General features: G+C 42.0%; 22 protein-coding genes. 12 read left to right on the forward strand and 10 right to left on the reverse strand.

Translation table 11 applies throughout. From position 1 onward, the window contains the following. The first annotated feature begins 381 nt into the window (after positions 1-381). The 3 genes from GGD38_RS14585 to GGD38_RS14595 all read left to right on the forward strand — a co-directional run bounded on the left by GGD38_RS14585 (position 382) and on the right by GGD38_RS14595 (position 4,072). The gene (locus tag GGD38_RS14585) at positions 382-1,839 is read left to right on the forward strand and encodes a pyridoxal phosphate-dependent decarboxylase family protein (protein ID WP_375296976.1); all 1,458 of its coding nucleotides are present in this window, start codon (positions 382-384) and stop codon (positions 1,837-1,839) included. Positions 1,840-2,220: 381 nt separating this feature from the next. Next, positions 2,221-3,285 carry a branched-chain amino acid aminotransferase gene (locus GGD38_RS14590; protein ID WP_375296977.1) on the forward strand — a complete coding sequence of 355 codons (1,065 nt, stop codon included), beginning with the start codon at positions 2,221-2,223 and terminating at the stop codon, positions 3,283-3,285. Positions 3,286-3,379: 94 nt separating this feature from the next. Further along, a complete protein-coding gene (locus tag GGD38_RS14595; RefSeq protein WP_375296978.1) occupies positions 3,380-4,072 on the forward strand; it encodes an SDR family NAD(P)-dependent oxidoreductase in 693 nt (230 codons plus the stop codon). A 101-nt stretch (positions 4,073-4,173) separates the two neighbouring features. Here GGD38_RS14595 and GGD38_RS14600 read toward each other — a convergent pair whose 3' ends face one another. The 6 genes from GGD38_RS14600 to GGD38_RS14625 all read right to left on the reverse strand — a co-directional run bounded on the left by GGD38_RS14600 (position 4,174) and on the right by GGD38_RS14625 (position 9,370). Continuing rightward, the gene (locus GGD38_RS14600) at positions 4,174-4,470 is read right to left on the reverse strand and encodes a hypothetical protein (RefSeq protein WP_375296979.1); all 297 of its coding nucleotides are present in this window, start codon (positions 4,468-4,470) and stop codon (positions 4,174-4,176) included. A 456-nt stretch (positions 4,471-4,926) separates the two neighbouring features. Continuing rightward, the gene (locus GGD38_RS14605) at positions 4,927-5,175 is read right to left on the reverse strand and encodes a hypothetical protein (RefSeq protein WP_375303839.1); all 249 of its coding nucleotides are present in this window, start codon (positions 5,173-5,175) and stop codon (positions 4,927-4,929) included. A gap of 132 nt (positions 5,176-5,307) precedes the next feature. Next, a complete protein-coding gene (locus GGD38_RS14610) occupies positions 5,308-6,705 on the reverse strand; it encodes an ATP-binding protein (RefSeq protein WP_375296981.1) in 1,398 nt (465 codons plus the stop codon). A 1-nt stretch (position 6,706) separates the two neighbouring features. Beyond that, entirely contained in the window at positions 6,707-7,396 is a 690-nt protein-coding gene (locus tag GGD38_RS14615; RefSeq protein ID WP_132554617.1) for a response regulator transcription factor, read from the reverse strand. Between the two features lie 336 nt (positions 7,397-7,732). Next, entirely contained in the window at positions 7,733-8,713 is a 981-nt protein-coding gene (locus tag GGD38_RS14620) for a type I glyceraldehyde-3-phosphate dehydrogenase (RefSeq protein ID WP_375296982.1), read from the reverse strand. 309 nt (positions 8,714-9,022) lie between these two features. Further along, a complete protein-coding gene (locus GGD38_RS14625) occupies positions 9,023-9,370 on the reverse strand; it encodes a response regulator (protein WP_375296983.1) in 348 nt (115 codons plus the stop codon). Positions 9,371-9,495: 125 nt separating this feature from the next. On the opposite strand from GGD38_RS14625, the gene GGD38_RS14630 reads away from it, so the two are divergent. The 3 genes from GGD38_RS14630 (at position 9,496) to GGD38_RS14640 (ending at position 10,528) form a co-directional block, all read left to right on the forward strand. Continuing rightward, positions 9,496-9,726, forward strand: coding sequence for a YtxH domain-containing protein (locus GGD38_RS14630; protein WP_375296984.1), 231 nt, complete (start codon positions 9,496-9,498; stop codon positions 9,724-9,726). Between the two features lie 66 nt (positions 9,727-9,792). Then, positions 9,793-10,143, forward strand: a complete 351-nt coding sequence (locus GGD38_RS14635; protein WP_375296985.1) for a phage holin family protein — start codon at positions 9,793-9,795, stop codon at positions 10,141-10,143. Next, complete coding sequence (locus tag GGD38_RS14640; protein WP_375296986.1) at positions 10,127-10,528, forward strand: hypothetical protein; 402 nt, start codon at positions 10,127-10,129, stop codon at positions 10,526-10,528. The genes GGD38_RS14635 and GGD38_RS14640 overlap by 17 nt, the downstream gene beginning before the upstream one ends. On the opposite strand, the gene GGD38_RS14645 is transcribed toward GGD38_RS14640, so the two are convergent. Continuing rightward, positions 10,501-10,938 (reverse strand): response regulator, encoded by a 438-nt coding sequence (locus GGD38_RS14645; protein ID WP_375296987.1) that lies wholly within the window; start codon positions 10,936-10,938, stop codon positions 10,501-10,503. The two genes, GGD38_RS14640 and GGD38_RS14645, sit on opposite strands and share 28 nt — an antisense overlap. Positions 10,939-11,116: 178 nt before the next feature. Next, positions 11,117-11,284: a DUF1328 family protein gene (locus GGD38_RS14650; RefSeq protein ID WP_375296988.1), complete on the reverse strand. Its 168-nt coding sequence runs from the start codon at positions 11,282-11,284 to the stop codon at positions 11,117-11,119. A gap of 330 nt (positions 11,285-11,614) precedes the next feature. Between GGD38_RS14650 and GGD38_RS14655 the strand changes: the two genes are divergently transcribed. Next, positions 11,615-11,932 (forward strand): hypothetical protein, encoded by a 318-nt coding sequence (locus tag GGD38_RS14655; protein ID WP_375296989.1) that lies wholly within the window; start codon positions 11,615-11,617, stop codon positions 11,930-11,932. On the opposite strand, the gene GGD38_RS14660 is transcribed toward GGD38_RS14655, so the two are convergent. Then, the gene (locus GGD38_RS14660; RefSeq protein ID WP_375296990.1) at positions 11,901-13,268 is read right to left on the reverse strand and encodes a CHASE3 domain-containing protein; all 1,368 of its coding nucleotides are present in this window, start codon (positions 13,266-13,268) and stop codon (positions 11,901-11,903) included. The genes GGD38_RS14655 and GGD38_RS14660 overlap by 32 nt on opposite strands. 183 nt (positions 13,269-13,451) lie before the next feature. Between GGD38_RS14660 and rpoN the strand changes: the two genes are divergently transcribed. From rpoN to GGD38_RS14680, 4 genes are all read left to right on the forward strand, one after another. Continuing rightward, positions 13,452-14,873, forward strand: coding sequence for an RNA polymerase factor sigma-54 (rpoN, locus tag GGD38_RS14665; protein WP_375296991.1), 1,422 nt, complete (start codon positions 13,452-13,454; stop codon positions 14,871-14,873). 81 nt (positions 14,874-14,954) lie between these two features. Further along, on the forward strand, positions 14,955-16,526 hold the full coding sequence (locus GGD38_RS14670) for a sigma-54-dependent transcriptional regulator (RefSeq protein WP_375296992.1): 1,572 nt from the start codon (positions 14,955-14,957) through the stop codon (positions 16,524-16,526). A gap of 57 nt (positions 16,527-16,583) precedes the next feature. Next, a complete protein-coding gene (locus tag GGD38_RS14675) occupies positions 16,584-18,578 on the forward strand; it encodes a PAS domain-containing protein (protein WP_375296993.1) in 1,995 nt (664 codons plus the stop codon). Between the two features lie 11 nt (positions 18,579-18,589). Beyond that, positions 18,590-20,083 (forward strand): PAS domain S-box protein, encoded by a 1,494-nt coding sequence (locus tag GGD38_RS14680; RefSeq protein ID WP_375296994.1) that lies wholly within the window; start codon positions 18,590-18,592, stop codon positions 20,081-20,083. A gap of 83 nt (positions 20,084-20,166) precedes the next feature. Here GGD38_RS14680 and GGD38_RS14685 read toward each other — a convergent pair whose 3' ends face one another. Beyond that, positions 20,167-20,823: a porin family protein gene (locus tag GGD38_RS14685; protein WP_375296995.1), complete on the reverse strand. Its 657-nt coding sequence runs from the start codon at positions 20,821-20,823 to the stop codon at positions 20,167-20,169. Positions 20,824-21,257: 434 nt separating this feature from the next. Here GGD38_RS14685 and GGD38_RS14690 point away from each other — a divergent pair, with 434 nt between their 5' ends. Next, positions 21,258-22,916, forward strand: a complete 1,659-nt coding sequence (locus GGD38_RS14690) for a hypothetical protein (protein WP_375296996.1) — start codon at positions 21,258-21,260, stop codon at positions 22,914-22,916. Positions 22,917-23,080 lie beyond the last annotated feature (164 nt).

A 23,080-nucleotide genomic window follows, 5' to 3' on the forward strand; every position in this document is an offset into this window, starting at 1 on the left:
TTGCTCTCACTTTTTTTCACTATAAGACCTTTTTATATGCAGCAAACTTAGTAGAATCTCTATTCTTATTGAATATGCAAACATAGGAAGTTGACGAGGGAGTTGAAAAGGTGATAGAGTTAATACAGTTGATAAAGGCTTTTGCTTCGCTTTTGGAGTTATTCAGTTGTTCGGTTATTCAGTTTATAAATACATTACTGGTCCCGCCGTTGGCGGGACCAGTTTTTTGGCGGCTAACGCCGCGCCTTCATGAACTATGAACTATGAACTCAGAACTGAACAACTCTTAAAACCAACCAGGCAACAAGTCATCTGATCTACTCCTACTATCCAAAACTGCATCTGTTTTAAACCTGCTTCTTTCAGGAAATTTGTATCACTATGAAGAAAGAAGCAGTACTAACAGCCGAAAGAACATTAGACCCCACCAACTGGTCTACGCTCAATGAGCTGGGCCACCGTATGCTCGACGATCTGTTCTATTACCTCGAAACAACCCGCCAACGGCCGGTATATACCAGGCCTGCCGCCGCAGCCATAGAGAGTATGCAACAACCATTGCCCCAGGTGCCGCAAAACCCTTCGGCAGTGTATGACGAATTCTTTAAACATATACTGCCTTTTAATACCAACAATATTCACCCACGTTTTTGGGCCTGGGTACAGGGCGGCGGCACACCTTTCGGTATGCTGGCCGATATGCTGGCATCGGGCATGAACGCCAATGTTAGTCTGGGCGACAGTATGCCCATGCATGTAGAAAAACAGGTGCTCGACTGGAGTAAAGAAATGATGGGCTTTCCTGAAACCGCAAGTGGCTTATTGATCAGCGGCGCCAGCCTGGCCAACATTACTGCACTGGTAGTGGCAAGGCATAACGCCAATCGCGATATAAAAACAAAAGGGTTGCAGGCAGTTAAAGGCCCGCTCACGATATACGGCTCTTCCGAAACCCATAACTGCGTGCTGAAAGGTGTTGAAGTAATTGGCATTGGCAGCGATAACTTTCGCAAGGTGCCGGTTGATGAAGACTATCGTATTCGGGTTGATGAGCTAAAGCGTATGATCGTGGAAGATATAGCAGCCGGGTACCATCCTTTTTGCATAGTGGGCAATGCCGGTACGGTGAACACCGGTGCTATTGACCCGCTTCATGAACTATCGGCGGTAGCAAAAGAACACAACCTGTGGTTGCATGTTGATGGCGCTTTTGGCGCTGTTCCTAACCTGCTGCCCGAATTTGCCGGTACATTAAAAGGCCTGGAACTGGCCGATAGCCTTTCTTTCGATTTTCATAAATGGATGTATGTGAACTACGAAGCGGCCTGCGTGCTTATTCGCGACCCGCAGTTGCATCGCGAAGCTTTTGCATCGGCAGTGAATTATTTAATGGTGCATGAACGCGGTTTATCGGCCGGTATGGATGGTTACAACAATTACGGCATGGAGCTTTCGCGGGGCTTTAAGGCATTAAAGATCTGGATGTCGTTAAAACAAAACGGGCTTGAAACCTATCGTGCGCTTATAAGGCAGAACCTGCAGCAGGCGCAATACCTGGCCGAACTGGTTCAAAACGAGCCCCTGCTTGAACTAATGGCCCCCGTTCCGTTGAATATTGTGTGTTTCCGGTATAACCCGGGTAACCAGACAATGCAGGAGCTTAATAACCTGAATAAAGAGGTCCTGATGCAACTGCACGAACAGGGCATTGCGGCGCCTTCTTATACTTTATTAAATGGGCAGTATTGTATAAGGACCGCCATCACAAATCATAGAAGCCGGTTAGAAGATTTTGAAGTGCTTGTAAATGAAATAGTAAGAATTGGGAAAGAAATATAATTACAGGCCCGCTTTTGTGAAGAACTGGAGTCATATTTGTGAAATTCAGATCCATTTTCATGAATTCAGACCTTATTTCATGAATCCAGATCGATTTTTCATGAATTTCGATCCGTATTTATGAATTCAGGCTCATATTTCATGAATTCCGGCTATATTTCATGAATTTGATCCCTCCTTTCATGAATTTCGGCCCATATTCATGAATTCAGACTAGTATTTCATGAATTTTGTCCCTTTTTCATGAAAACGTCTCTGTATTTCATGAAAACCGTTCCGTTTTCATGAAATACTCTTCACTGTTGCCAATTGCCTATTGCTTTTATAAGAATTATCTTTACACTCTGAATTGACTTGTAGCACAAAATAAATTTCTTGTATATGGAACTTACCGATGAGATATTAGTTCAGAAAACAACCAAATCGAGGTTACCTGAAGTGGATTTTAACAAGCTGGGATTCGGAACATATGTATCTGATCACATGCTCATTTGCAATTACTCAAAAGGTCAGTGGGAAGCTCCCCGTATTATTCCTTTTGGCGACATTACTATAAGCCCCACAACGCTGGCTTTGCACTATGGCCAATCAGTATTTGAAGGTTTGAAGGCTTTTAAGCTCGATGACGGCCGCATTAACCTCTTCCGTGTGCAAAAGCACCACGAAAGAATGAACCGCTCCTTAGCCCGCATGTGCATGCCAGACATACCTGAAGAAATTTTTGTTGATGGCCTGCGCCGCCTGGTTGAGGTTGATAAAGACTGGATACCCACACAACCCGGTTCTTCCTTATACATTCGCCCCATTATGTTTGCCAGCGAAGCAAAATTTGGGGTAAAAATATCTGATGATTATACTTTCATCATCTTCAGCGGCCCTGTAGGCCCGGCGTTCTCACAGGCGCTGAAAGTAAAGGTAGAAACTGAATATGTAAGAGCTCCCAAAGGCGGAACCGGTTCTGCTAAATGTGCAGGTAACTATGGTGGCGCCTTTTACCCCACTCAAAAAGCAAAAGAAGCCGGCTACGACCAGGTACTTTGGACGGATGCCCGCGAAAACAAATACATTGAAGAAAGTGGTATGATGAACGCCATGTTCGTTATTGACGGGGTGCTGGTTACGCCACCAACCAGCGATAGCATTTTGGCCGGTGTAACCCGCGATTCTTTATTAACGCTCGCTGCAGACCTGGGCATTCCTTACGAAACCCGCCCGGTAAGCCTGGTAGAGCTTGAAAATGCATTCCGCCATAACACCATTACCGAGGCCTTTGGCGCCGGTACGGCTGCTATTGTTGCGCCTATTGCCACTATTCACTTAAATGGTATCGACCACCATTTACCTGCCTATGGCGATAACGCCGTTTGTTATCAACTGAAAAATAAAATGGAAGCCATTCGCAAAGGCCAGGATGATGATAAACATGCCTGGAACTTCCTGTTTTAGATCATATTTTTTCTTCTTTGCAAAGCGCCCCGGGTTGCCGGGGCGCTTTTTTGTACAAACCATTTATCTTTGAAATTCAACTATAACATCTCATATGCCTAAAACCATTATTATTACAGGTGCAAATGGCAACCTGGGCACTGCAGTAGTAAAAAAATTCCTGGAGGAAGATTATAAGGTAATTGCAGTTGACCATTCGGGTAGCCACCTGGGTTTTGCAGACAGGCATCCCCAATTTGAACTGCATGGCATTGACCTTACCAACGAGGCCGAAAGCAATGCCTTTGTAAAAGAAGCTGCCAGCCTGTATGGCAATATCGACTGCGGCGTATTACTGGCCGGTGGTTTTGAAATGGGCGGTATTGACTCAACGGATATTGCCCAGATAAGAAAGATGTTCACCCTGAACTTTGAAACAGCATATAATATAGCCCGTCCCTTGTTTCAGCATATGTTACAAAATGGCTATGGCCGCCTGGTATTCACCGGCGCCCGCCCTGGTTTGAATTTGGAAGAAGGTGCTAACAAAATTGCTTATGCACTAAGCAAGTCTTTGCTGTTTAACCTTGCCGAAATTTTAAATAAAGAAGCAAAGGGAAAAAATGTAATAGTATCGGTGATTGCACCCAGCACTATCGATACCCCGCCCAATCGTAAAGATATGCCCGATGCCAATTTCAACAACTGGGTAAAACCCGAACAAATTGCCGATGTGCTTTCATTCATTTGTAGTGACAAAGGCAATGTATTGCGGGAACCGGTTTACAAAGTATATAACAACGCATAAAAAAGAGGAGCTATTCTGAAATTGAATAGCTCCTCTTTTTATATTACACCATTTAAACACAATTCTATTGCAATCAGCTTTCTGCCTATAAATTCTCAAGGCTACACTTCTAACACACTGTTCCATCCGGTAACCCCATCCGGCTCACGAAACTGGTTTTCTATATCTTCGGCCCACATACGTTCATCAATAAAGAATTTGTAGTGATATCTACCCCGGGGTAACATAGGGATCTCGATCTTCCAGAAACCATTGTTTGTAGGTTGTAAGGTTAACTGGTCATGCGCCCAGTTATTAAAATCACCAGCGAGCACAATTCTATTTGCACACGCATTCTTGATGTGAAATTCAATACACTTCTTCCTCTTGTTTACGTAAGGGGATTGGTGGTGTTTCATGGTGCCCTCCTTTTTTAGTTACCTAAAAATTTTTACAATTCAAAATGGATTATCAGCAGCTTCCATAAGGTTTCTAACTCGAGACACTAAAGAATAAAAATGGTCGTAATCAGGGTATAAATTGAACGAGTAAGGCAGAGATATTAATAAGGATTTTTTACTGGACTGTTACAAAAGGTACGCTATTTTGAACACCTGTTAAAGGAATTGAATTAATAAATTTTTCGATTAACTATTCAAAACTCATCCCCTTGTATATCAATAAAAAAACCGGCCTTATACCGCAATGATTACAAGTGTAAACATTAATTAACTGCTCAAGTTTTCAAATATAATTTTAATAGAATAATAAACTTATGACTGTGGTCAGACTTACAGTCATACACACTGCTAAACCGATTAAAATCTTATCGGCAACACAAACTTTCTTCATTGGTGATACATCAATGATGCTATTTAACGTGCGGTCAGTTGTTGCCTTTCGGGAGTGGTGCGAACTAAACTATCGAGGTCGTGCTTCAGGAAGTTAATGTCTTTTTGTAATTGAAGGTTTACCGATAAAACAGAATCGTTTTGTAATAACAACTTATTATTCGTTTCAGTAAGCTGTTTATTTTTCCAATGTTGAAAAAAGGAAAACGCCAAAAGTACGATTACGCCAATTGCAAGAATTCGGAAAATAAAAACAGGTTGATTCGGTTTCATTGAATTTATAGTAACTCAAATATGCTTTATTACCGTTAAACGCTAATTAAACAGGAATTAAAAAGCAATTAAACAAGATAATCTTATCAGGTGTTTGGGGAAAACCCTGTACATAATTAAGGGAATATACCTTTAAGCTTTAGCCGCAAATGCTTTTAAAGAGGGAAGTACGATCGTAAAAACCGTTCCCGTATCGGGGGCACTTTGCACCTTGATGTTTCCCTTATGCATATTAATGATGCGTTTGGCAAGTGCCAGCCCCAGCCCAAAACCTTTTATGGGTGTAGCGCTTTGTGTGCGGTAAAAGGGTTGAAAAATATGTTCGCTTTCATCTTCGGTGATCGGTTCGCCAAAATTCTTAAACTGAACGATCACATTATCGTTCTCGAACATAAGGTTCACCATTACATGATGATCGAAGGAGAACTTACAGCCGTTGTCGGCTATATTACGAAGTGAGCTGTATAACAATTCACTGTTGCCAAAAACAAGAAAGGCCCTTTCATCATCCGGAAAATCGCCGAATTGTAATATCACTTTGTACTCATCACTGTTCTTTTGTACATCGGCCGTAACCTTTAACAACAACTCATCTATACGCACCTCGCTCAATTCTATACTTCCCTGCGTACCGGTCTTTGCAATTTCCAACAGGCTTTTAGTAAGCTGTTGCATTTGCTGCACATCTTCATGCACCGATTGTATTACGCCTTTATACTCATCGCCACTCCGTTCTTTCTGCAATGTTACTTCTAATTGGCTCGAAATAGCAGTAAGCGGGGTCGATAGCTCATGCGAGGCATTGGAAATAAACCTTCGTTGTATTACAAATGATTCCTGCAGGCGATCGAGCAGCTCATTGAAGGTATTGGCCAGCTGGTTCAGTTCATCCTGTGTGCTGCCGGCATGTATATGATGTGTGAGGTTCTGTGAGGTAATATCCTTTACGTCGGAAATAATTTGCTTTATAGGCTTTACCAGTTGTAACGAAAAGGCGTAACCCACCACCAGGGCAATGGCAATGCCTATAAACAAGCAGGTAAGCAAAATATCGCGCAGGTCTTTCAGGCGTGCCCAACCATCAATATCATACCCAGCCACCACTACTATGATGCGGCTGCGGCTGTCGGTATAATGATAAGCTAGAAAATCGCGCTTTTGGGAGGAGTAATAAACTTCGTGTTTTAACCGCGCCTGCTTCAATATCTCTTTATCGGGCAGCAACGAATCGATGTTATTTACATTATAGGTATATACAGGCTTATCGAGGTAATTGAAGATGGCCACGCTTTTTTCGTTCAGTGTAAAGGCCGAAGCAGAATCTATTGCGTGCAAAACAGCGCGTGTGCTGTCGCTGTCGCCAAAATAAGAGAAAAGCTGGCCGTCGTTATTGGCACGTCCTTTCAACCGTCTTTTAAATGCTTCGGTACGTTGCAGCGCTGTAAAGTAATGAACAGATATGCTTAATACCAGCAGAATTATGGTAACCAGTAAAGCAAATAGCGCGGTTATTTTAAATTTTATTTTCAACCTACGGGTTTTCTTTCAAGATATAGCCCATGCCTACCTGCGTATGTATAAGGCGGGTCTCAAAATCCTTATCCAGCTTTTTACGTAGAAAGTTCACGTACACATCAATTACATTGGTCTTTGTGTCAAAATCAATATCCCAAACGTTCAGGGCAATATCGGCCCGCGATACCACCCGGTTCTTATTCCGTATCAGGTATTCGAGCAACTGAAATTCCTTGGCGGTAAGCGATATTGGTTTATCGGCCCGGGTAACTTCCTTACTATCGAGGTTCATGGTAAGATCGGCCACCTTTAAAATATTGCCGGTAGGTATATTGTGATATATCCTTTTCAGCAATGCCCTGATGCGTACCAGCAGCTCTTTAAAATCGAATGGCTTTACAATGTAATCATCGGCCCCGGCATCAAACCCCTCAATCTTATCGGCCGTTGTATTAAGCGCTGTAAGCATTACTACGGGTATTCGTTCGCTGTGCCGCCGTATTTCCTTGCACAGCTCATAACCGTTTAAACCGGGCAGATTAATGTCAAGAATTATGAGATCAAAAGGGTAGGTCTCAAACAGCTTCTTTCCAATCAGCCCATCATATGCTACTTCAACATGATAGTTCTGTTCGGTAAGCCCTTTCTTTAATGACTCTGCTATCTTTTTTTCATCCTCAACCAGTAAAATTTTTATTTCTTCCATAACCAAAAATTCATGCGCAAAATTCACGAATAATAAAGTTACCGGGTATGCTTCTTCAATTTAATGAATTAAAACTACATTAAAATATCCTAATCAAAAATTGAAGGCCTGCGTTAGAATGAATAATGAAGTAAGAAGTACGAGGTATGATGTAAGAAGAGCCTAAATGTTTAACTTCCCGCCGGCTTCTCATTACCCTGACGGCTCTGCATTTTCCTTGTTAACTCGTCAACTTGTTAACTCGTCAACTTCTTACGTCCTACTTCTTACCTCCTACCTCCTACTTCAGCCTCTTAAACGCCCAATTGTCATACTTAACCATCAAACAACCCAACGTTACATTATACCCAACAAATCAATCATACGTGTAGTAAAGCCATACTCATTATCGAACCAGGCTATTATCTTAACATGGTTGCCCACTACTGAAGTTAAGGTACCATCAATAACACATGAATGGGTATTACCCTTAATATCCAGCGAAACCAGCGGGTCTTCGGTATATTCAATTATTCCTTTATACTCATTAGCCGCAGCAGTAGCAAAAAGTTTGTTAATTTCCTGACGGGTGGTTTCTTCCTTTAATTGTATGGTAAAATCGGCCATGGCGCCATTGGCTACCGGCACCCTGGTACTTACCGATGCAATTTTATCTTTCAATACGGGCAGTAACCGCTCAAGTGAATGCGCCAGGTCAATTTCTACCGGAATAATGGATTCGGCAGCTGTCCTTCCTCTTCTAAACTGTTTATGGGGCGCATCAACCAGCTCCTGGCGTGAGGTATAGGAGTGTAAAATATTACACTGTACCGATTTAATGCCTATAGCATTCAAAATATACAGAATGTGTGTTGAACAATTGGTCATGCAACCGCCGGGTGAAATAATGGTTTCCCCGGGGGTAAGCACATGTTGGTTAAAACCATATACTAACAGGGGAATATCGGCCGAACCGGTAGTTGACAGCAACACTTTTCGTGCGCCTGCCTTTATATGTTGTTCGGCACCTGCGCGGCTCGAAAAACTTCCTGAACACTCCAGTACAACATCTACCTGCAGGTCTTTCCAGGGCAATAAGGCGGGATCGGGTTGTTGAAAGGCTTTAACCAGTTTACCGTTAGCTTCTATACCGGCCGGTTGGTGTGAAATATTACCGGCAAAAGTGCCATATACCGAATCATACTTTAACAGGTAGGCCAGGTTATCGCTTTGCATCAGGTCATTAACTGCTACCAGCTCTACGTCCTTATTATCTATTAACCGTCTGAACAATAGCCGTCCTATTCGGCCCATACCGTTGATTGCAATTCTCATCATGATAGTTTCTAAAATGAGTTGCAAAGATAAAAATCCCAAATTCCAAATCACAAGAACCAAAAAAGAAATCCCAGGAACCAAATCTCAAGATCCAAAGAAGAAATCTCAAATCACAAGTTTCAAAAAAGAAATCCCAAATTTCAAATTGCAAAGCCCAAAGAATCCCCTCCCAGGCAGCCTTTATTTGGTGCTTGTTCCTGGCGCCTGGCTTTGAGATTTAGTGCTTTTTGGTGCTTGAAATTTGTATTTTTTGGAGCTTGGATCTTGGAATTTGGTTCTTTTTTGGTTCCTGGTGCCTGAGATTTGAGTTTAACTGAAGTATGTGTCCAGGTCGCGCAATGAAATAGGCTTTTCCCAGATCCTGGTTACTGGCAGATTGTCCTTAATGCGGGGCGGGTTAAAGGCGCTTAATAAATGCAGCTTTATATTGGGATGGTTCTTTATAATGTTCTCCGCTTTCTCCCACCCCAGCCCATCGGGCAAATTGTTGTCGAGAAATAATATGTCGGGCAAAAACTGATCTACCTGTATAAGTCCTTCCGAAAGTGTATAGGCAGTATGTACATCACAGTTTTTACGGCTAAGGTAGGCCTTAATCAAAAGGCACAGATCCTTCTCATCGTCAATTATTAAAACCTTTAAACGCTCTTTAGTCATGTTATTTAGAGCTGAATGTTAAACACCCCTGGGGAATTTGTTTCCCATTGATGAAAAATATAAAAAATTCAGGAATCTTTTGTCAGTGGTATAATTTTTTCCTCAAATTCCTGAAACGTAAATGTATGACATCTAACACAAAAATCATTCTAGGCATGTTGGCTGCCGCTGCCGCAGGTGCTGCTGTTGGCATTTTACTGGCGCCCGAAAAAGGTAGTGAATTACGAAGAAAGATAAAAACGGGTATTGATGAGGTTATGGAAGATGTGGCTGAGTTACTGGCAATTGGAAAGGATGAATTGAAGAATATGTACGCCGGCGCAGAAGAAGAAATAAGGGAACGCGTAGAAAGTTAATGTGACTAAGTTGTACATAAAACAAACGCTACTACTAATTCCTTAGGCCGGATTTAAAATAACGAAATGGAGAATTTAAACACCAAAGCAGCCAACCTGGCCAACCATGTACAGGAAATTGCACAAACGTATTATGATTTAGCCCGCATCAATGTAGCACAGGCAGGGTCAAAAGCCGTTGCCCGTGCTTTTCTTTTCTTTTTAATTGCCGGACTAATACTATGCATTTTACTGTTAGCCGGCATTGGGTTATCATTATGCTTAGGCAAATTACTGCACAATGCTGCTGTTGGTTATTTTATAGTAGCAGGTTTTTATCTTTTTCTGGTCATCTTATTTTACTTGCTTCGCAAACAAATTGTATTTCCATTTATCAGGAACTTTATAGTTAGAAAAATTTATGATACAGCCGATTAATAGTTATAAGGAACTGTTAGAAGAAAAAGCCAGGCTAAAAGCATTACTGGTTACACAGGAATTGCAAATAAGAGAAGACTGGCAATCGATCAAGGAAGAACTGAAGCCTGCCATGCTTATAGGCGCCACCCTGCGTAAAGTATTTACCCGCAGTGCAGGTTTAACCGCGGCCCAGTTGGGTATAAATATGATAACCGATGGATTTGTGAAAAAAGTAATACTGCGTAAAGCAGGCTGGCTTATACGCCTGGTAGTTCCGTTATTAATTAAGAACTACGCATCGCATATAGAAACCGGGGGGTTGGTATCTAAAATAAAACAGTTCTTTAGAAAGAAAGAAAAGGAAGAAGAGCAGGCTCAGGAAACAGGAATGGATGCAGTTTGAAACCAAAAACTGCGAATATTTTCAACCACTTTCAACAGGGCATCAAAGCTTATAGGCTTAACAACATAACTGTTTGCCCCCAGCTCATAACAACGCCTGATCTCTATTTCATTTTTAGTAGTGGTAAATACAATAACGGGTATTTTTTTAAATACCGGGTGTTGTTTTAATTCTTTCAACACTTCGCGACCATCTTTTTTTGGCATATTCAAATCGAGTAGAATAAACCCCGGAAGCGCCTTCTCTTCATGATCGTTGTTCGCGTAGATATTATCGAGGTAAGAAAAAACTTCAATTCCATTTTCTACAAAATCAATTTGCTCAGGATGCCCAATCTCCGAAAACGCAGTCTGTATCAGATATCTGTCGTCAGCGTCATCTTCGGCAATAAGTATTGGCTGCTTTGTCATAAAGTACATCCCCCGTTTATACAATTCAAAAGTAAGAATTTGTTACCTATAGCCCTCCTAAAATTTCCTTAAACGTTGATGGTTAAAAATCAAAAAAGTCCGAAAGAATATTTGTAGCAAATAATCTTCCGGACTTTATGTCTTTCAGGGTTGCTAACATCAATACAATATGCAAATGTTAGTCTACCCGGCGGAAACCACCTGCGATCAGCGATATCAGGAATAGCACTATAAAAATGAAAAACAGGATTTTTGCTATGGAAGCAGCACCTGCAGCTATTCCGCCAAAACCGAATATGGCTGCTATAATGGCTACCACTAAGAATATTACTGTCCAACGTAACATAGCAATAGTTTTAAGTGAATAAATACAGTTACCAATCAATTCTACAACCGGCTGAGTAAACTCTAAAACCGGCATCCTATCTATATTTTGTAAAAACCGTACCGCGCCACGCAGCCTGTAGACTACCTATATTGTAATACTTTGCAATACTCCCCTGTTCAGGTAAAAATTTACAGCGTGTAGACTTAGTTCTACAATCTTTCAATTAGCGTATGTATTACGCTTGCCGGTATAATCTTTACATTATTTAATGTATGCTGCTTCTTGGTCGTTATAAAGTAAAGTATAATAAAACGGAATAGATGTATTGTAACATTAAAATTTCAGGTTATGAAGAACAGCTATTTATTACATATAGACGAGCAAACATTGCAGGGCATTCCACTTGAAGACATTAGCTACTTATCATCTTTCAAGGCAAACCTGCTTGAAGAGATGCTTGCAGAAATTTATGTAATTGAGATCACACTATCGAACCCCAATTCAAACACGGTGGCCGCATTGGTTAAAATAGGTGCACATAATGGTGAGTTTACAGGCTACAGCGTGGCTGTACGTTGGGAAACCGCCATAGCCAAGGCTTTTGAAAGCATCAGATATCATTTGCACCTTATAACTAAGCCTCCGGTACAGGAAAATATAAATTAAACAAAGCACCCTTATCAATCTGGGCCGACGCCAATACATAACCATTGTGGTTCGTCATTACCCTTTCAACAATTGCCAGCCCTATTCCTTTCCCTTCATACTCGGCCCCGGCATGCAGCCGTTGAAAGATCAAAAATATTTTCTGGCTGAACTCATTACTGAACCCAATGCCATTATCCTGCACACTTATGCGAATGAATTGTTTCTTCGACAATTTCTTATCAATATGCACCAGCTCATCGCCGGTGGTTTGCACACATTGTATGGTAACTACCGGCGGAATGCCTGGCTTGGAGAATTTGATAGCATTGTCAATAAGCGATTTGAACATCAGGAACAATTGCTTTTCAAAACCTGTAATTTCAGGCAATTGTCCAATGTGAATGGTAGCCCGTTTTATTTCTATTTCCTGCTTCAGGTATTCAACCGCCGAAGTCATTAATTTATTTGCATCTACTACACTTAATTGTTCGCCACCACGCACCAGGTTCACAAAATTCATCAGGTCCTCGAGCAATCCCTGCATGCGCCGGGCCGAATAATCGATGCGTGAAAGGATCATTTGTCCGTCATCATTCAACTGATCGCGATACTTCCACAGCAACCGGTCGCTGAATGTTCGTATACGGCGTAACGGTTCCTGCAGATCGTGCGAAGTGGCAAATGCTATTTGCTCCAGTTCTACATTATATGCGTTTACCTCCAGCACTTTTTGTTCAAGCTGCTTTTGGTATTGCATCCGCTGACGGTATTCTTTTAAAATAACGAGGAAAGAAATAAAAATGATAACAGCTGCAAATAGAAAAATAGCAGAAAAATAACGCGGCATGGAGGCCTCATACGTATTTACCGAATAACTTTTTACAAGGTCCATTTCATCCTGCTCAATTTCTTTGAACACCTTGCGCAGTTCGTCCATATATCCCCTTGTTTCGAGCAAACTGCCACGCGATTTCAGATATACGCTGTGCTGAAAATGATCTATAAGTTTATTCATTAACAAACCGGCCTTGTTCAGCAACTGTTGTTGATGACCATTATCGCTGGTAAGCCGCCGTAAAGAATCGTAACCTGGCTTTATATCACTCCTGATATCTAAGTAAGGTTTTAAAAAACTGCTATCGTTGGTTAACAGGTAGCCACGCTGACCCGTTTCTGCCTCCTTAATAAACTTCTCCAGCGCACTGGTTTGAAGTACCACTTTATACGCGTGCTCTATGCGCCGGTTCTGTGCAGTAGAGCGAATATAACTTTCGTACAACAGGTACGAAAGGAAGAGTGTTATAATAAGTGATAGCACAAAAGCAGTGATAATAAAAAATAGTCTTTTTTTCATAGTGATTAGTTCTACAAATCGGGGATATTTTTCCACATCTCCCTTTAGCACTTTGTACGATCCCGCAACATAGTAAAAAAACGAATTAAGGACAAACACCTGTAACTCAACGTACTAAAAAATTCTTCTGAAATAAACACAAAGTGGAAAGCATCTTGAAGTTATAAAGAAAAACGATCCCGTATGTTACAGCAGAACCTTGTGCAGAAACAGGAAACCAAAATATTGCCTCAGCAGATCCAACTACTCAATTTATTTCACCTCAATACGATTGAATTAGAACATAGAATTGAACAGGAATTAGAGGACAATCCATTTTTGGAGAAGAAAGAAGATGAGGAAGAGGCTAATGCTGACAAGTTCGCCAAAGAACAGGTTCAGGATTACCAGGACTGGGACGAATATGGTTTCGACGACATTCCCGACTACAAAATGGAATACAGCAATTATCTGCCTGATGATGAAAAAACATTCAGTCCGATGAAGGCTGCCACTGATTTTAGGGAAGATCTGAAAAAACAATATCGGCTTTGTTGCAATGATGCAGATGAGACCTTGCTGGCCGATTACCTGATTGATTCTTTAAGCGATAACGGGCTGTTGGAGATACCGCTCGATAAAGTGGCTGAGGAATATTCATTTGCTTTTAAAACCTGGCTGGAAGCTGAAGACTTTGAGCAAATATTGATGAAATTGCAGTTGCTCGATCCCATAGGCATTGGCGCCCGCAGCATTTGCGAATGCCTGCTGTTGCAGCTGAAAGCCATGAACGGCAAACGGCCCGATGTTCAAAAAGCCATATGTCTGCTGCAAGACCATTACCAGGACCTTCGCAACCGCAATATGGACAAAATCATGGAGTGCCTGCAACTGGAGGAAGATGAGTTAAAGATCATCCTGGAGCTTGTTAGTTCGCTAAAAATGAAGCCCGTGGCCGAAGTACAGGAAGGCAGCACACCCAACGCCCACATTATTCCCGACTTTTTAATTGTACAGGAAGGCGATTACCTGGAGGTTTCTTTGTACAACCAGCGCTCCTCTTCCCTTTTCATTAGCCGGGAATGGAAAGAAATAGTGGCCGACAGTCAAAAAGGTAAGAAAGATGCAGCAGCGGCACAATATTTAAAGAATAAGTACCAAAGCGCCCAATGGTTCGTAAGCGCCATCAGGCAACGCGAGGGCACCATGCTGCGCATTATGAAAGCCATTGTAAATATGCAGTATGAGTATTTTCGCGAGGGTGATATAAAACTGCTTAAACCTATGATCCTGAAAAATATTGCCGATAAGACCGGCGTAGATATTTCAACCGTATCACGTATTACCTGTAATAAGTACGTTGATACGCCTTTTGGCATGATCCTGCTAAAGGACCTGTTCACCGAAGGAATTATTAACGAAAAAGGCGAAGCCATAAGTAATAAAGTAATTCAGGTAGCCATTGAGGATGCTATTGAAAAAGAAGACAAGAAAAACCCGTATACCGATCAGCAACTGGTAGCTATACTGGCGAAAAAAGGATTTTCTATTGCCCGCAGAACGGTTGCCAAATACCGGGAAATATTACAGATACCGGTGGCGCAAATGCGCTCTATATGGGCATAGGTCGGCATTGTTAAAAAGATACTAAATTTTGCTCGTTTAAACAATCCATAATAAACTCACAGTATTAAAGTAAATTTGAAGATGCCGAAAATATTAGTAATCGACGACGACAGGGATATTTGCCTGTTATTAAAACGCTTTTTAACCAAGCATAATTACGAAGTAGCTGAAGTGTATGCCGGCAAAAAAGCATTGGAATTAATGAATTCATTTACGCCCGATCTCGTTTTATGCGATTTCAGACTGGATGATATGGATGGCACTACTTTACTGGTGAAAATTAAAGAACAACTGCCCGAAGTACCGGTAATCATCATGACCGGCTACAGTGATATTAAGGTAGCTGTAGAAGTAATGAAACTGGGGGCATACGATTATATAGGCAAACCATTATTCCCCGATGAGATTTTGGTAACCATAAAAAAAGCATTGCAAAACCCGGGCGCCGGTGCTGCCGCCACCCAGGCTGCTTCATCACCAACATCAACAGCCCAGGCTGCACCCGCTTATACACCACCAGCAACCACAAGCACTACTGAAGAACAGAACAATATAGAAAAGGAAAAGAAACAACAGATAGTTGTATCGGGTGATTACATTTTTGGTGACAGCGATGCATTTAAAAAGATCTTAAAACAAATTGACCTGGTAGCCCCAACCAACTACAGCATCATCATTTATGGTGAAAGCGGCAGCGGTAAAGAGGCCATTGCCCAGGAAATACATAAACGCAGCCGTCGTAAGGCTATGCCGTTTATCGCTATCGACTGCGGCGCCATGTCGAAAGAACTGGCCGGGAGCGAACTGTTTGGTCACGAAAAAGGATCATTTACAGGCGCCCTGAACCAAAAAGTAGGTAACCTTGAACTGGCCAATGGCGGTACTGTATTTCTCGATGAGATCGGCAACCTGTCGTACGATATACAGGTTTCGCTTTTACGCGTTGTTCAGGAAAGAAAAATGCGCCGTGTAGGCGGAACCAAAGACATCGACCTCGACATTCGCATCATTGTGGCCAGCAACGAAAAGTTGTGGGACATTGCACGTAAGGGAAAATTCCGTGAGGACCTGTATCACCGCTTTAATGAATTCAGCATAGTAGTTCCGCCGCTGCGCGAGCGCAAGGAAGATATCCTTGTTTTTGCCCGTCACTTTCTGCAACAAACCAATAAGGAACTAGAGAAGAACGTAAAAGGTTTTTCAAAAGAAGTGGAAGATATTTTCAGAAATTATATCTGGTACGGTAACCTGCGCGAATTGAAGAACGTAATAAAAAGGGCTACCCTGCTTGCTGAAGGAACCTTTATAGAAGCACACACACTGCCATTCGAAATATCGAACTTTACCCGGCTGCAGTTTGATGAAGCACCGGAAACTCCTTATTTACAGGCAGAGCCTAAACCGGCTATTCCAACACCGCCTATACCATCACCTATTAGTGAAGCGGAAATTCCAAGGCCGCATCCGCATCATTCACACAACAGCGAACTATCTCTTAAAAACGCAAGCATCGATGCCGAATATGAAACCATCATTGAAGCATTGAAAAAATCAAATTTCAACAAAAGCAAGGCTGCAAAACTTTTGAACATTGACCGTAAAACATTATACAACAAAATGAAACAATACCAGGAGTTCAACAACCACCAGTAGCGCGGATAGGATTGACCACCCTGTGAAGGAATCATTGTCAAATAAGTCCAGGCTTTGATGGAACAACTAATAAACCAGGAGATTAACCCTCTGAAGCTTTTGTTTCAATCCAATGGCGTGCATGACGGGATACCGGAAAAAATATCTGATTTTTTTCCGGCAATCGTTTATGTGTATGACGCAGATTCCCACAAGCTGAAGTATATCAACAATAAACTCACCGATATACTCGGCTACTCCTTTAATGATGTACAAACCTGGGACAGCGATCTCATGTGCATGGTGCACAAAGACGACCAGGAAAATGTAAAGAAGGAACTACAAAAATTCAATGCGCTAAAGGACGATGAAAGCTATAGCTACAATTCACGGTTAACGCAAAAGGCCGGCTCATGGAAGTACTTTCGTACCATGGGCACGGTGCTTAATCGCGACACCATGGGCCGTGCAGCCTCCATATTGTTCATCGCCCAGGACATTACCGAAGAAGTGGAAACCGGCAACCAGTTCAAACGCATCGATGAGTTATTTAACGATACGCAGGAGCTGCTTAAGTTCGGCGTATGGGAATGGAGTGTACCCGACAATAAAATAACCTGGAGCAATGGACTGTATAAAATATTGGGTTATGACCCCAAGCTGGAGAAAGAAAGCCTTCATATAACACCTGAGTTTTACATGCAGCACGTACTGGATGCCGACAGGGAAAAGGTTTTATATAACCGCAAAGATCATCTTATACACCACGAATACGATCTGTATTACAAGGTGCACGATCGTAACGGCCGGGTAAAGGATGTGCGGGAAAAAGCCAAAGTGATACGCAATGACAAAGACGAACTGCTGCGGGTTATAGGCAGCACCACCGATATTACCGAACAATCGCAACTATACCGCGACCTGGCTTCTTATAAGGCCATGAAGCAGGAGAATGAAGAATTTCTCGCTTATGGTACCTGGGAGGCAGATGCCCGTACCGGCATCATTTTCTGGTCAGATGGGATGTACCGTTTGTTTGGCTATCATCCCGAAACAGAAAAGAACAAGATAACGGTGAATGAAGCGCTTTATCAAAAGCATATGAATGAAGAGGATTTTAAAAGAAGCAGATCATTCCTGGATTCAGTTATTGACGGAAGCCAGCATCCCGAAAATTATGCTACCGAATATGAGATCAAGACCAACGATGGAAGTATAAAAAGAATTGAGACCTCGGGCAAGTTGTTTTACGATAATACCGGCAAATGGATAAAGACCATTGGCACTTCACGCGATATAACCCGTTTGCGGCAATACCAGTTAGGTCTGGAAGAAAAGATAAAAGACCTCGACCGCTCGAACAAAGAACTGGAAGAGTTTGCCTATGTGGCCTCGCACGATATGAATGAACCGTTGCGAAAGATCACTACGTTTATTGAACGGCTCGAAAATAAATATAAACCCGAATTGGATGAAGAAGGCAGGCTTTACCTCACGCGAATTTCGGCTTCGGTAGAGAACATGCGGCACCTTATTGATACGCTGCTCGAGTTCAGCCGAACGGCCCGCAGCAATCAACCTTTTGTAAAGCTCGATCTCAACAACGTTATAAAAGAAGTGCAAACCGACCTTGAATTAAAGATAGAAGAAACCTCGGCTACCCTTCAAATTGATGTGCTGCCAACAATAGAAGCCATACCATCACAAATGAAACAGCTGTTCGATAACTTATTGAACAATTCTATCAAATTCAGAAAACCTGATATCCATCCTATTATAAACATCCGCTGTTTACGTTTATCGCGCAAGCAAAAAGAACAACATCACCTCGATGCCGGCAATACCTGGTACAAGATCGATTTTTCAGATAATGGAATAGGTTTCGAACCAGAGTATAACCAGCGCATTTTCCAAATATTCCAGCGCTTACATGGAAAAACCGAATATCCCGGTTCAGGCATTGGACTGGCTATTTGTAAGAAAATAATAGATCAACACAAGGGCCTCATTTATGCAACCGGCGAACCGGAGAATGGAGCTACCTTTACTATAATATTGCCGGAACACCAATAACATTTTACCTGATGATAGTATCTAACCTACAGGCCCGCATCCTCATCGTAGACGATGACGAAGATGATTATATTATAACCAGCGATCTTATTCGCAGCATTCCATCATCGGGCTTTACCTTATCATGGAGTTATTCGTACAAAGACGCACTGGAACAAATGAAGAACCGGGCGTTTGATATATACTTTATTGATTACCGACTGGGCGCCAAAACCGGTCTCGATCTGTTGAAGGAAGGCATTACTGCCGGCTGTGAAGAACCGGTGATCTTACTTACCGGTAAAGGCAACCATACCGTTGATATGGAAGCCATGCGGGTGGGCGCCATGGACTACCTTGTAAAAGGCGAATTGAACGAAGAGAAACTCGAACGCTCTATTCGTTACGCACTGGAAAGATCGGCCTCTATTAAGGCCCTGAGGGCTAATGAGCGCAAATACCGCAATATGTTCGAACGCTCGAAGGATATGGTGTTCACGGCCGACCGCCTGGGCCGCTTTAAAGATGTGAACATAGCCACCACCGACCTGCTGGGTTATACAAAAGAAGAGCTGATCCAAATAAACATCTATGACCTCTTTATTCAAAAACGGGAAGAAGAAAGATTCCGTTACCTGGTTACCGAAAGACAGGAAGTAGATGATCTGGAAGCCGAGATTCGCACCAAAACGGGCGAACATCGTATTTGCATTATTTCGGCCTCACTTGAAACAGATAATAACAACCAGGATTACATACAGGGCATTGTGCACGACATTACCAATTTAAAGAAGGCTGAAAAAGCCACCCTGCAAATTGAAAAGCTGGCGGCCGCCGGCCGCCTGGTACGCACCCTTGCGCATGAAGTGCGTAACCCGCTTAATAACATCAACCTTTCGGTAGAACACTTGCGCGAAGAAACAGGGGCCGATGAAAATGGCTCTACCTATCTCGAAATAATTCAACGCAACAGTAACCGTATCGGCGCATTGATCACCGAACTGTTGAACTCATCGCGCCCGGCCGAAATGAAAATGGAAACGCATGTGCTGCAAAGCATCATGGACGAAAGCATACTCGATGCTATTGACCGGTTAACATTACAACGTATAAAGCTTGAAATAAAATACCCCGATGTGCCGGTTATAGTTACGGTTGATAAAGAAAAACTGAAGCTCGCTTTCTCTAATATACTTATAAACGCTACAGAAGCCATCAATCACAAACAGGGCCGCATTTCGGTGGTCATTCATTACAACCCCGACCCCAGTATTATCATAAGCGATAATGGCTGTGGCATTAGTGAAGAAAATATTTCGCGGTTGTTTGAGCCCTATTTCACCTCTAAACGAAATGGTATGGGGTTGGGGCTTGCAAGCACCCTGAATATCATTCAATCGAACAAAGGCGCCATAGATGTGAAGTCAACGCTGAATGTGGGTACATCCTTCATCATTACATTCCCCAAAAATCAGGAAGAGATAGGTGTAAATGAGCAGCTGAATGCAAGCAAACAGGCCCACTAATTCAAACAGATTTTCTATAAAAAGAACAAAGGCTGCTTCCTGTAAGGATGCAGCCTTTTTTGATCCCTCAAAACCCGTAGCCACTAAAATCCTACTCCGATATATAGAGAGATAGCGCTGTTGCGGGAGTCTTTTGTTACCTGACCCGACAGGCTACCAGATTTCCCTATTTCTCTTAAACCATAATTGTAACGGGCGCCAATAGTGAAGTTAGAAATATCTACACCCAGGCCGCCAACCAAACCATAATCAAAACGGTTAAAGTTATCGGCATCCAGTTCTGCAATTTCATCCTGGCTATGATCATCATGCAGGTTCTTGATATTGGCAGCAGCCAGATAACTTACATACGGACCAGCATGCACGTTGAAGTTTTTGGCAACGTTTATTACAGCAAGTACAGGCAATTCAATGTAATTCAGATTGAACCGGTATTCGCCTGCACCTTGTATAAAATTATTGTACTTTTCTTTTGCACCCTTACTGGTATACAACAACTCCGGCTGAATTGAAAAGCCGCGGGTTACAGGCAACTTGGCAAAGAAACCTGCATTAAAACCCACTTTCATGTTTTCGTCACTCACCTCATCAACGAACATATTAGTGAGGTTTACACCACCTTTAATACCGAATTTTGGTGTAAGAGAATTTTCTTCTGTAGTTTGTTGCACTTGTGCAAATGATCTTGTTCCTGTTGTCAAAGCGGCCAGTACAATGGCAGCACACATAATCCTTTTCATAGATAAATATTTTAACGTTCAATTTCAATTACTTGTTAAAATCCTGTGCCCCTAAAACGCAGGCTCAGATTTAATTTCAATGCTGTGTGCGTGGAAATATGTCCTCATTCGTTGCCACAAAATGGTTAGGTTATTTCACCATCATTTATGTAGGCACAATAATTTTTAATATAGATACGAACCTATTACTATCTATATATGAAGAAGTTTTTTAAAGGAATAAAGACAATATCAATAGCCATGGTAAACATCTGTTTATTATGTGGTGCAGGTCATGCCTTCGAGTGGATGGGATTTGTATTTAAAAGAACAACGAATGCAGGGCGCAAAATAAAACGTTATGTAATTAACTTAACGAATATATCGGTATTAAATAGACGATAATAAGTATGAATTAAAACAACCATTGCTACCGCCCCTAACAAGCTATACAAATGAAAAAGCTTCTCCTCCTGTTGGTCCTTGTGTTACTGATTGCAGCCGGCATGGTGTACTACAAAAAATGGCGTAGTAATTTCCTGCACAAGAAAGTACCCGAACTGGTGTTCCTCAAATCTGACAGCCTGTACCGGATCATATACGATGCCGTTGATGTTGATGAAGTCGACGGAGAAATAATGATAAAGAACCTGCAACTCATCCCCGATTCCACCTATAAAAAACCAACCGACAGCAGCCTGCCCCGCAACTTACTTCGCGTAACTGTTCCTGAAGTTTTCATTACCGGTGTACAAACCGACGCTGCCGTACTTGATAAAGAAGTGATAGCCTCTAAAGTAAAATTAACCAGCCCCGTGGTAACAATGTACAATAATAAGTATGGAGCTAAAAACAAAGATAACAGCAACGACACTACAGCTACTACCGATAAAATATATAAAATATTATTACGCGGACTTCAAAAGATAAAAGTAGACACCATTCTTATAACCGATGCCGATTATCATATTTGCCACTGGCCCAATGGCGACACCATATTCAGCGGCTCCAAAATAAACGCCCGGCTTCATCACATAAATATTAGCGACAGCACCAGCACCGACACATCGCGCGTGTTGTTTGCCGAGAACGCATCGCTCGATGTAAGCGATATTGTTATCCGAAACAAACGGGGTTTATATCAATATTCATTTAAAGAAATACAACTGCTTTCGGGCAACAGATCATTTGCAGTAAAAAAACTGCACATAACGCCCCTGCTGAGTGAAGCCGCATTTGTGAAGGCCGCCAAATGGCAAACCGACCGGCTTGATTTCGACTTATACAACCTGTTATTCAAACACGTTAATGTACAGGAGATCTTAAATGGCAACCTGATCGCCAATGAGCTTACTATCAAAAATGCACAATTCAATATATTCAGGGATAAATCGTATCCCTCAAAAAAAGAAAGTAAAATAGGCCATTACCCGCACCAGGAGCTGCTGAAGATACCAATAGATGTGGCTCTTAAAAAAGTTATTGTGCAAAGTGGCCATATTGAATACAAGGAAAAAAATCCGCAAACTGAAAAAAGCGGCACCGTAGTATTTGGTAATGTAAGCGCCAGCTTACTCAACGTAACCAATATGAAAGATAACAGCGGTATAACAACAGTAAACTTTAACGCCCGTTTACTTGATAAAGTACCATTATCGGCCACGCTGCAATTTTACATGAAGAATAAAAATGGCAAGTTCACTGTAAATGGTTCTATGAAGACCACCGATGCCACCATTTTCAACCCCCTAAGCAAGCCAATGGGCCTGGTTGAAATAAATAGCGGCACCATTCAAAGTCTCGATTTCAACTTCATTTGCGACGACTATAAGGCAAAAGGTATTATTCAATTATTGTATAATGATCTTAAGATAAAAATACTCAAGCAGGAAGAATTGGGCACATCGGCATACAAGCCTAAAAAGCTATTTTCATTTCTTGCCAACTCAATGATCCCCGATGCCAACCCGCTAAAGAACAAACCGGTTCGTATTGTTACCGTAAACCATACCAGAGACACCCAGCGTTCTATGTTCAATCTTATTTGGAAAGCCATTTTTGAAGGAGCGCAGAAGACAGTGGGGATTGAGGGGAAGTTGGGGGCGGCGCCTTAGTTGACGAGTTAACAAGTTGATTTGTTAACTTGTCTTCTGGGTGGCCAGTAGTTGCAAGTTGATATGGTTGTAAAACCAGTTGTTCAGTTATTCAGTTCATAAGTTGAATACATTGGTCGGTCACGCCTGCGGCGTGTCCGTTTTCTTTTTGCCGGCTGCCGCGC

Source organism: Niastella sp. OAS944 (assembly GCA_024809215.1).
Lineage (GTDB): Bacteria > Bacteroidota > Bacteroidia > Chitinophagales > Chitinophagaceae > Niastella.

Bases quoted from the DNA above. Each gene is read 5' to 3' on its own strand.
- rpoN (WP_375296991.1), top strand. From the start codon at position 13,452: ATGTTACAGCAGAACCTTGTGCAGAAACAGGAAACCAAAATATTGCCT.
- GGD38_RS14685 (WP_375296995.1), bottom strand. From the start codon at position 20,823: ATGAAAAGGATTATGTGTGCTGCCATTGTACTGGCCGCTTTGACAACA.
- GGD38_RS14635 (WP_375296985.1), top strand. From the start codon at position 9,793: ATGGAGAATTTAAACACCAAAGCAGCCAACCTGGCCAACCATGTACAG.
- GGD38_RS14605 (WP_375303839.1), bottom strand. From the start codon at position 5,175: ATGAAACCGAATCAACCTGTTTTTATTTTCCGAATTCTTGCAATTGGC.
- GGD38_RS14670 (WP_375296992.1), top strand. From the start codon at position 14,955: ATGCCGAAAATATTAGTAATCGACGACGACAGGGATATTTGCCTGTTA.
- GGD38_RS14615 (WP_132554617.1), bottom strand. From the start codon at position 7,396: ATGGAAGAAATAAAAATTTTACTGGTTGAGGATGAAAAAAAGATAGCA.
- GGD38_RS14650 (WP_375296988.1), bottom strand. From the start codon at position 11,284: ATGTTACGTTGGACAGTAATATTCTTAGTGGTAGCCATTATAGCAGCC.
- GGD38_RS14640 (WP_375296986.1), top strand. From the start codon at position 10,127: ATGATACAGCCGATTAATAGTTATAAGGAACTGTTAGAAGAAAAAGCC.
- GGD38_RS14645 (WP_375296987.1), bottom strand. From the start codon at position 10,938: ATGACAAAGCAGCCAATACTTATTGCCGAAGATGACGCTGACGACAGA.
- GGD38_RS14660 (WP_375296990.1), bottom strand. From the start codon at position 13,268: ATGAAAAAAAGACTATTTTTTATTATCACTGCTTTTGTGCTATCACTT.
- GGD38_RS14690 (WP_375296996.1), top strand. From the start codon at position 21,258: ATGAAAAAGCTTCTCCTCCTGTTGGTCCTTGTGTTACTGATTGCAGCC.
- GGD38_RS14675 (WP_375296993.1), top strand. From the start codon at position 16,584: ATGGAACAACTAATAAACCAGGAGATTAACCCTCTGAAGCTTTTGTTT.
- GGD38_RS14630 (WP_375296984.1), top strand. From the start codon at position 9,496: ATGACATCTAACACAAAAATCATTCTAGGCATGTTGGCTGCCGCTGCC.
- GGD38_RS14655 (WP_375296989.1), top strand. From the start codon at position 11,615: ATGAAGAACAGCTATTTATTACATATAGACGAGCAAACATTGCAGGGC.
- GGD38_RS14585 (WP_375296976.1), top strand. From the start codon at position 382: ATGAAGAAAGAAGCAGTACTAACAGCCGAAAGAACATTAGACCCCACC.
- GGD38_RS14600 (WP_375296979.1), bottom strand. From the start codon at position 4,470: ATGAAACACCACCAATCCCCTTACGTAAACAAGAGGAAGAAGTGTATT.
- GGD38_RS14595 (WP_375296978.1), top strand. From the start codon at position 3,380: ATGCCTAAAACCATTATTATTACAGGTGCAAATGGCAACCTGGGCACT.
- GGD38_RS14680 (WP_375296994.1), top strand. From the start codon at position 18,590: ATGATAGTATCTAACCTACAGGCCCGCATCCTCATCGTAGACGATGAC.
- GGD38_RS14620 (WP_375296982.1), bottom strand. From the start codon at position 8,713: ATGATGAGAATTGCAATCAACGGTATGGGCCGAATAGGACGGCTATTG.
- GGD38_RS14625 (WP_375296983.1), bottom strand. From the start codon at position 9,370: ATGACTAAAGAGCGTTTAAAGGTTTTAATAATTGACGATGAGAAGGAT.
- GGD38_RS14590 (WP_375296977.1), top strand. From the start codon at position 2,221: ATGGAACTTACCGATGAGATATTAGTTCAGAAAACAACCAAATCGAGG.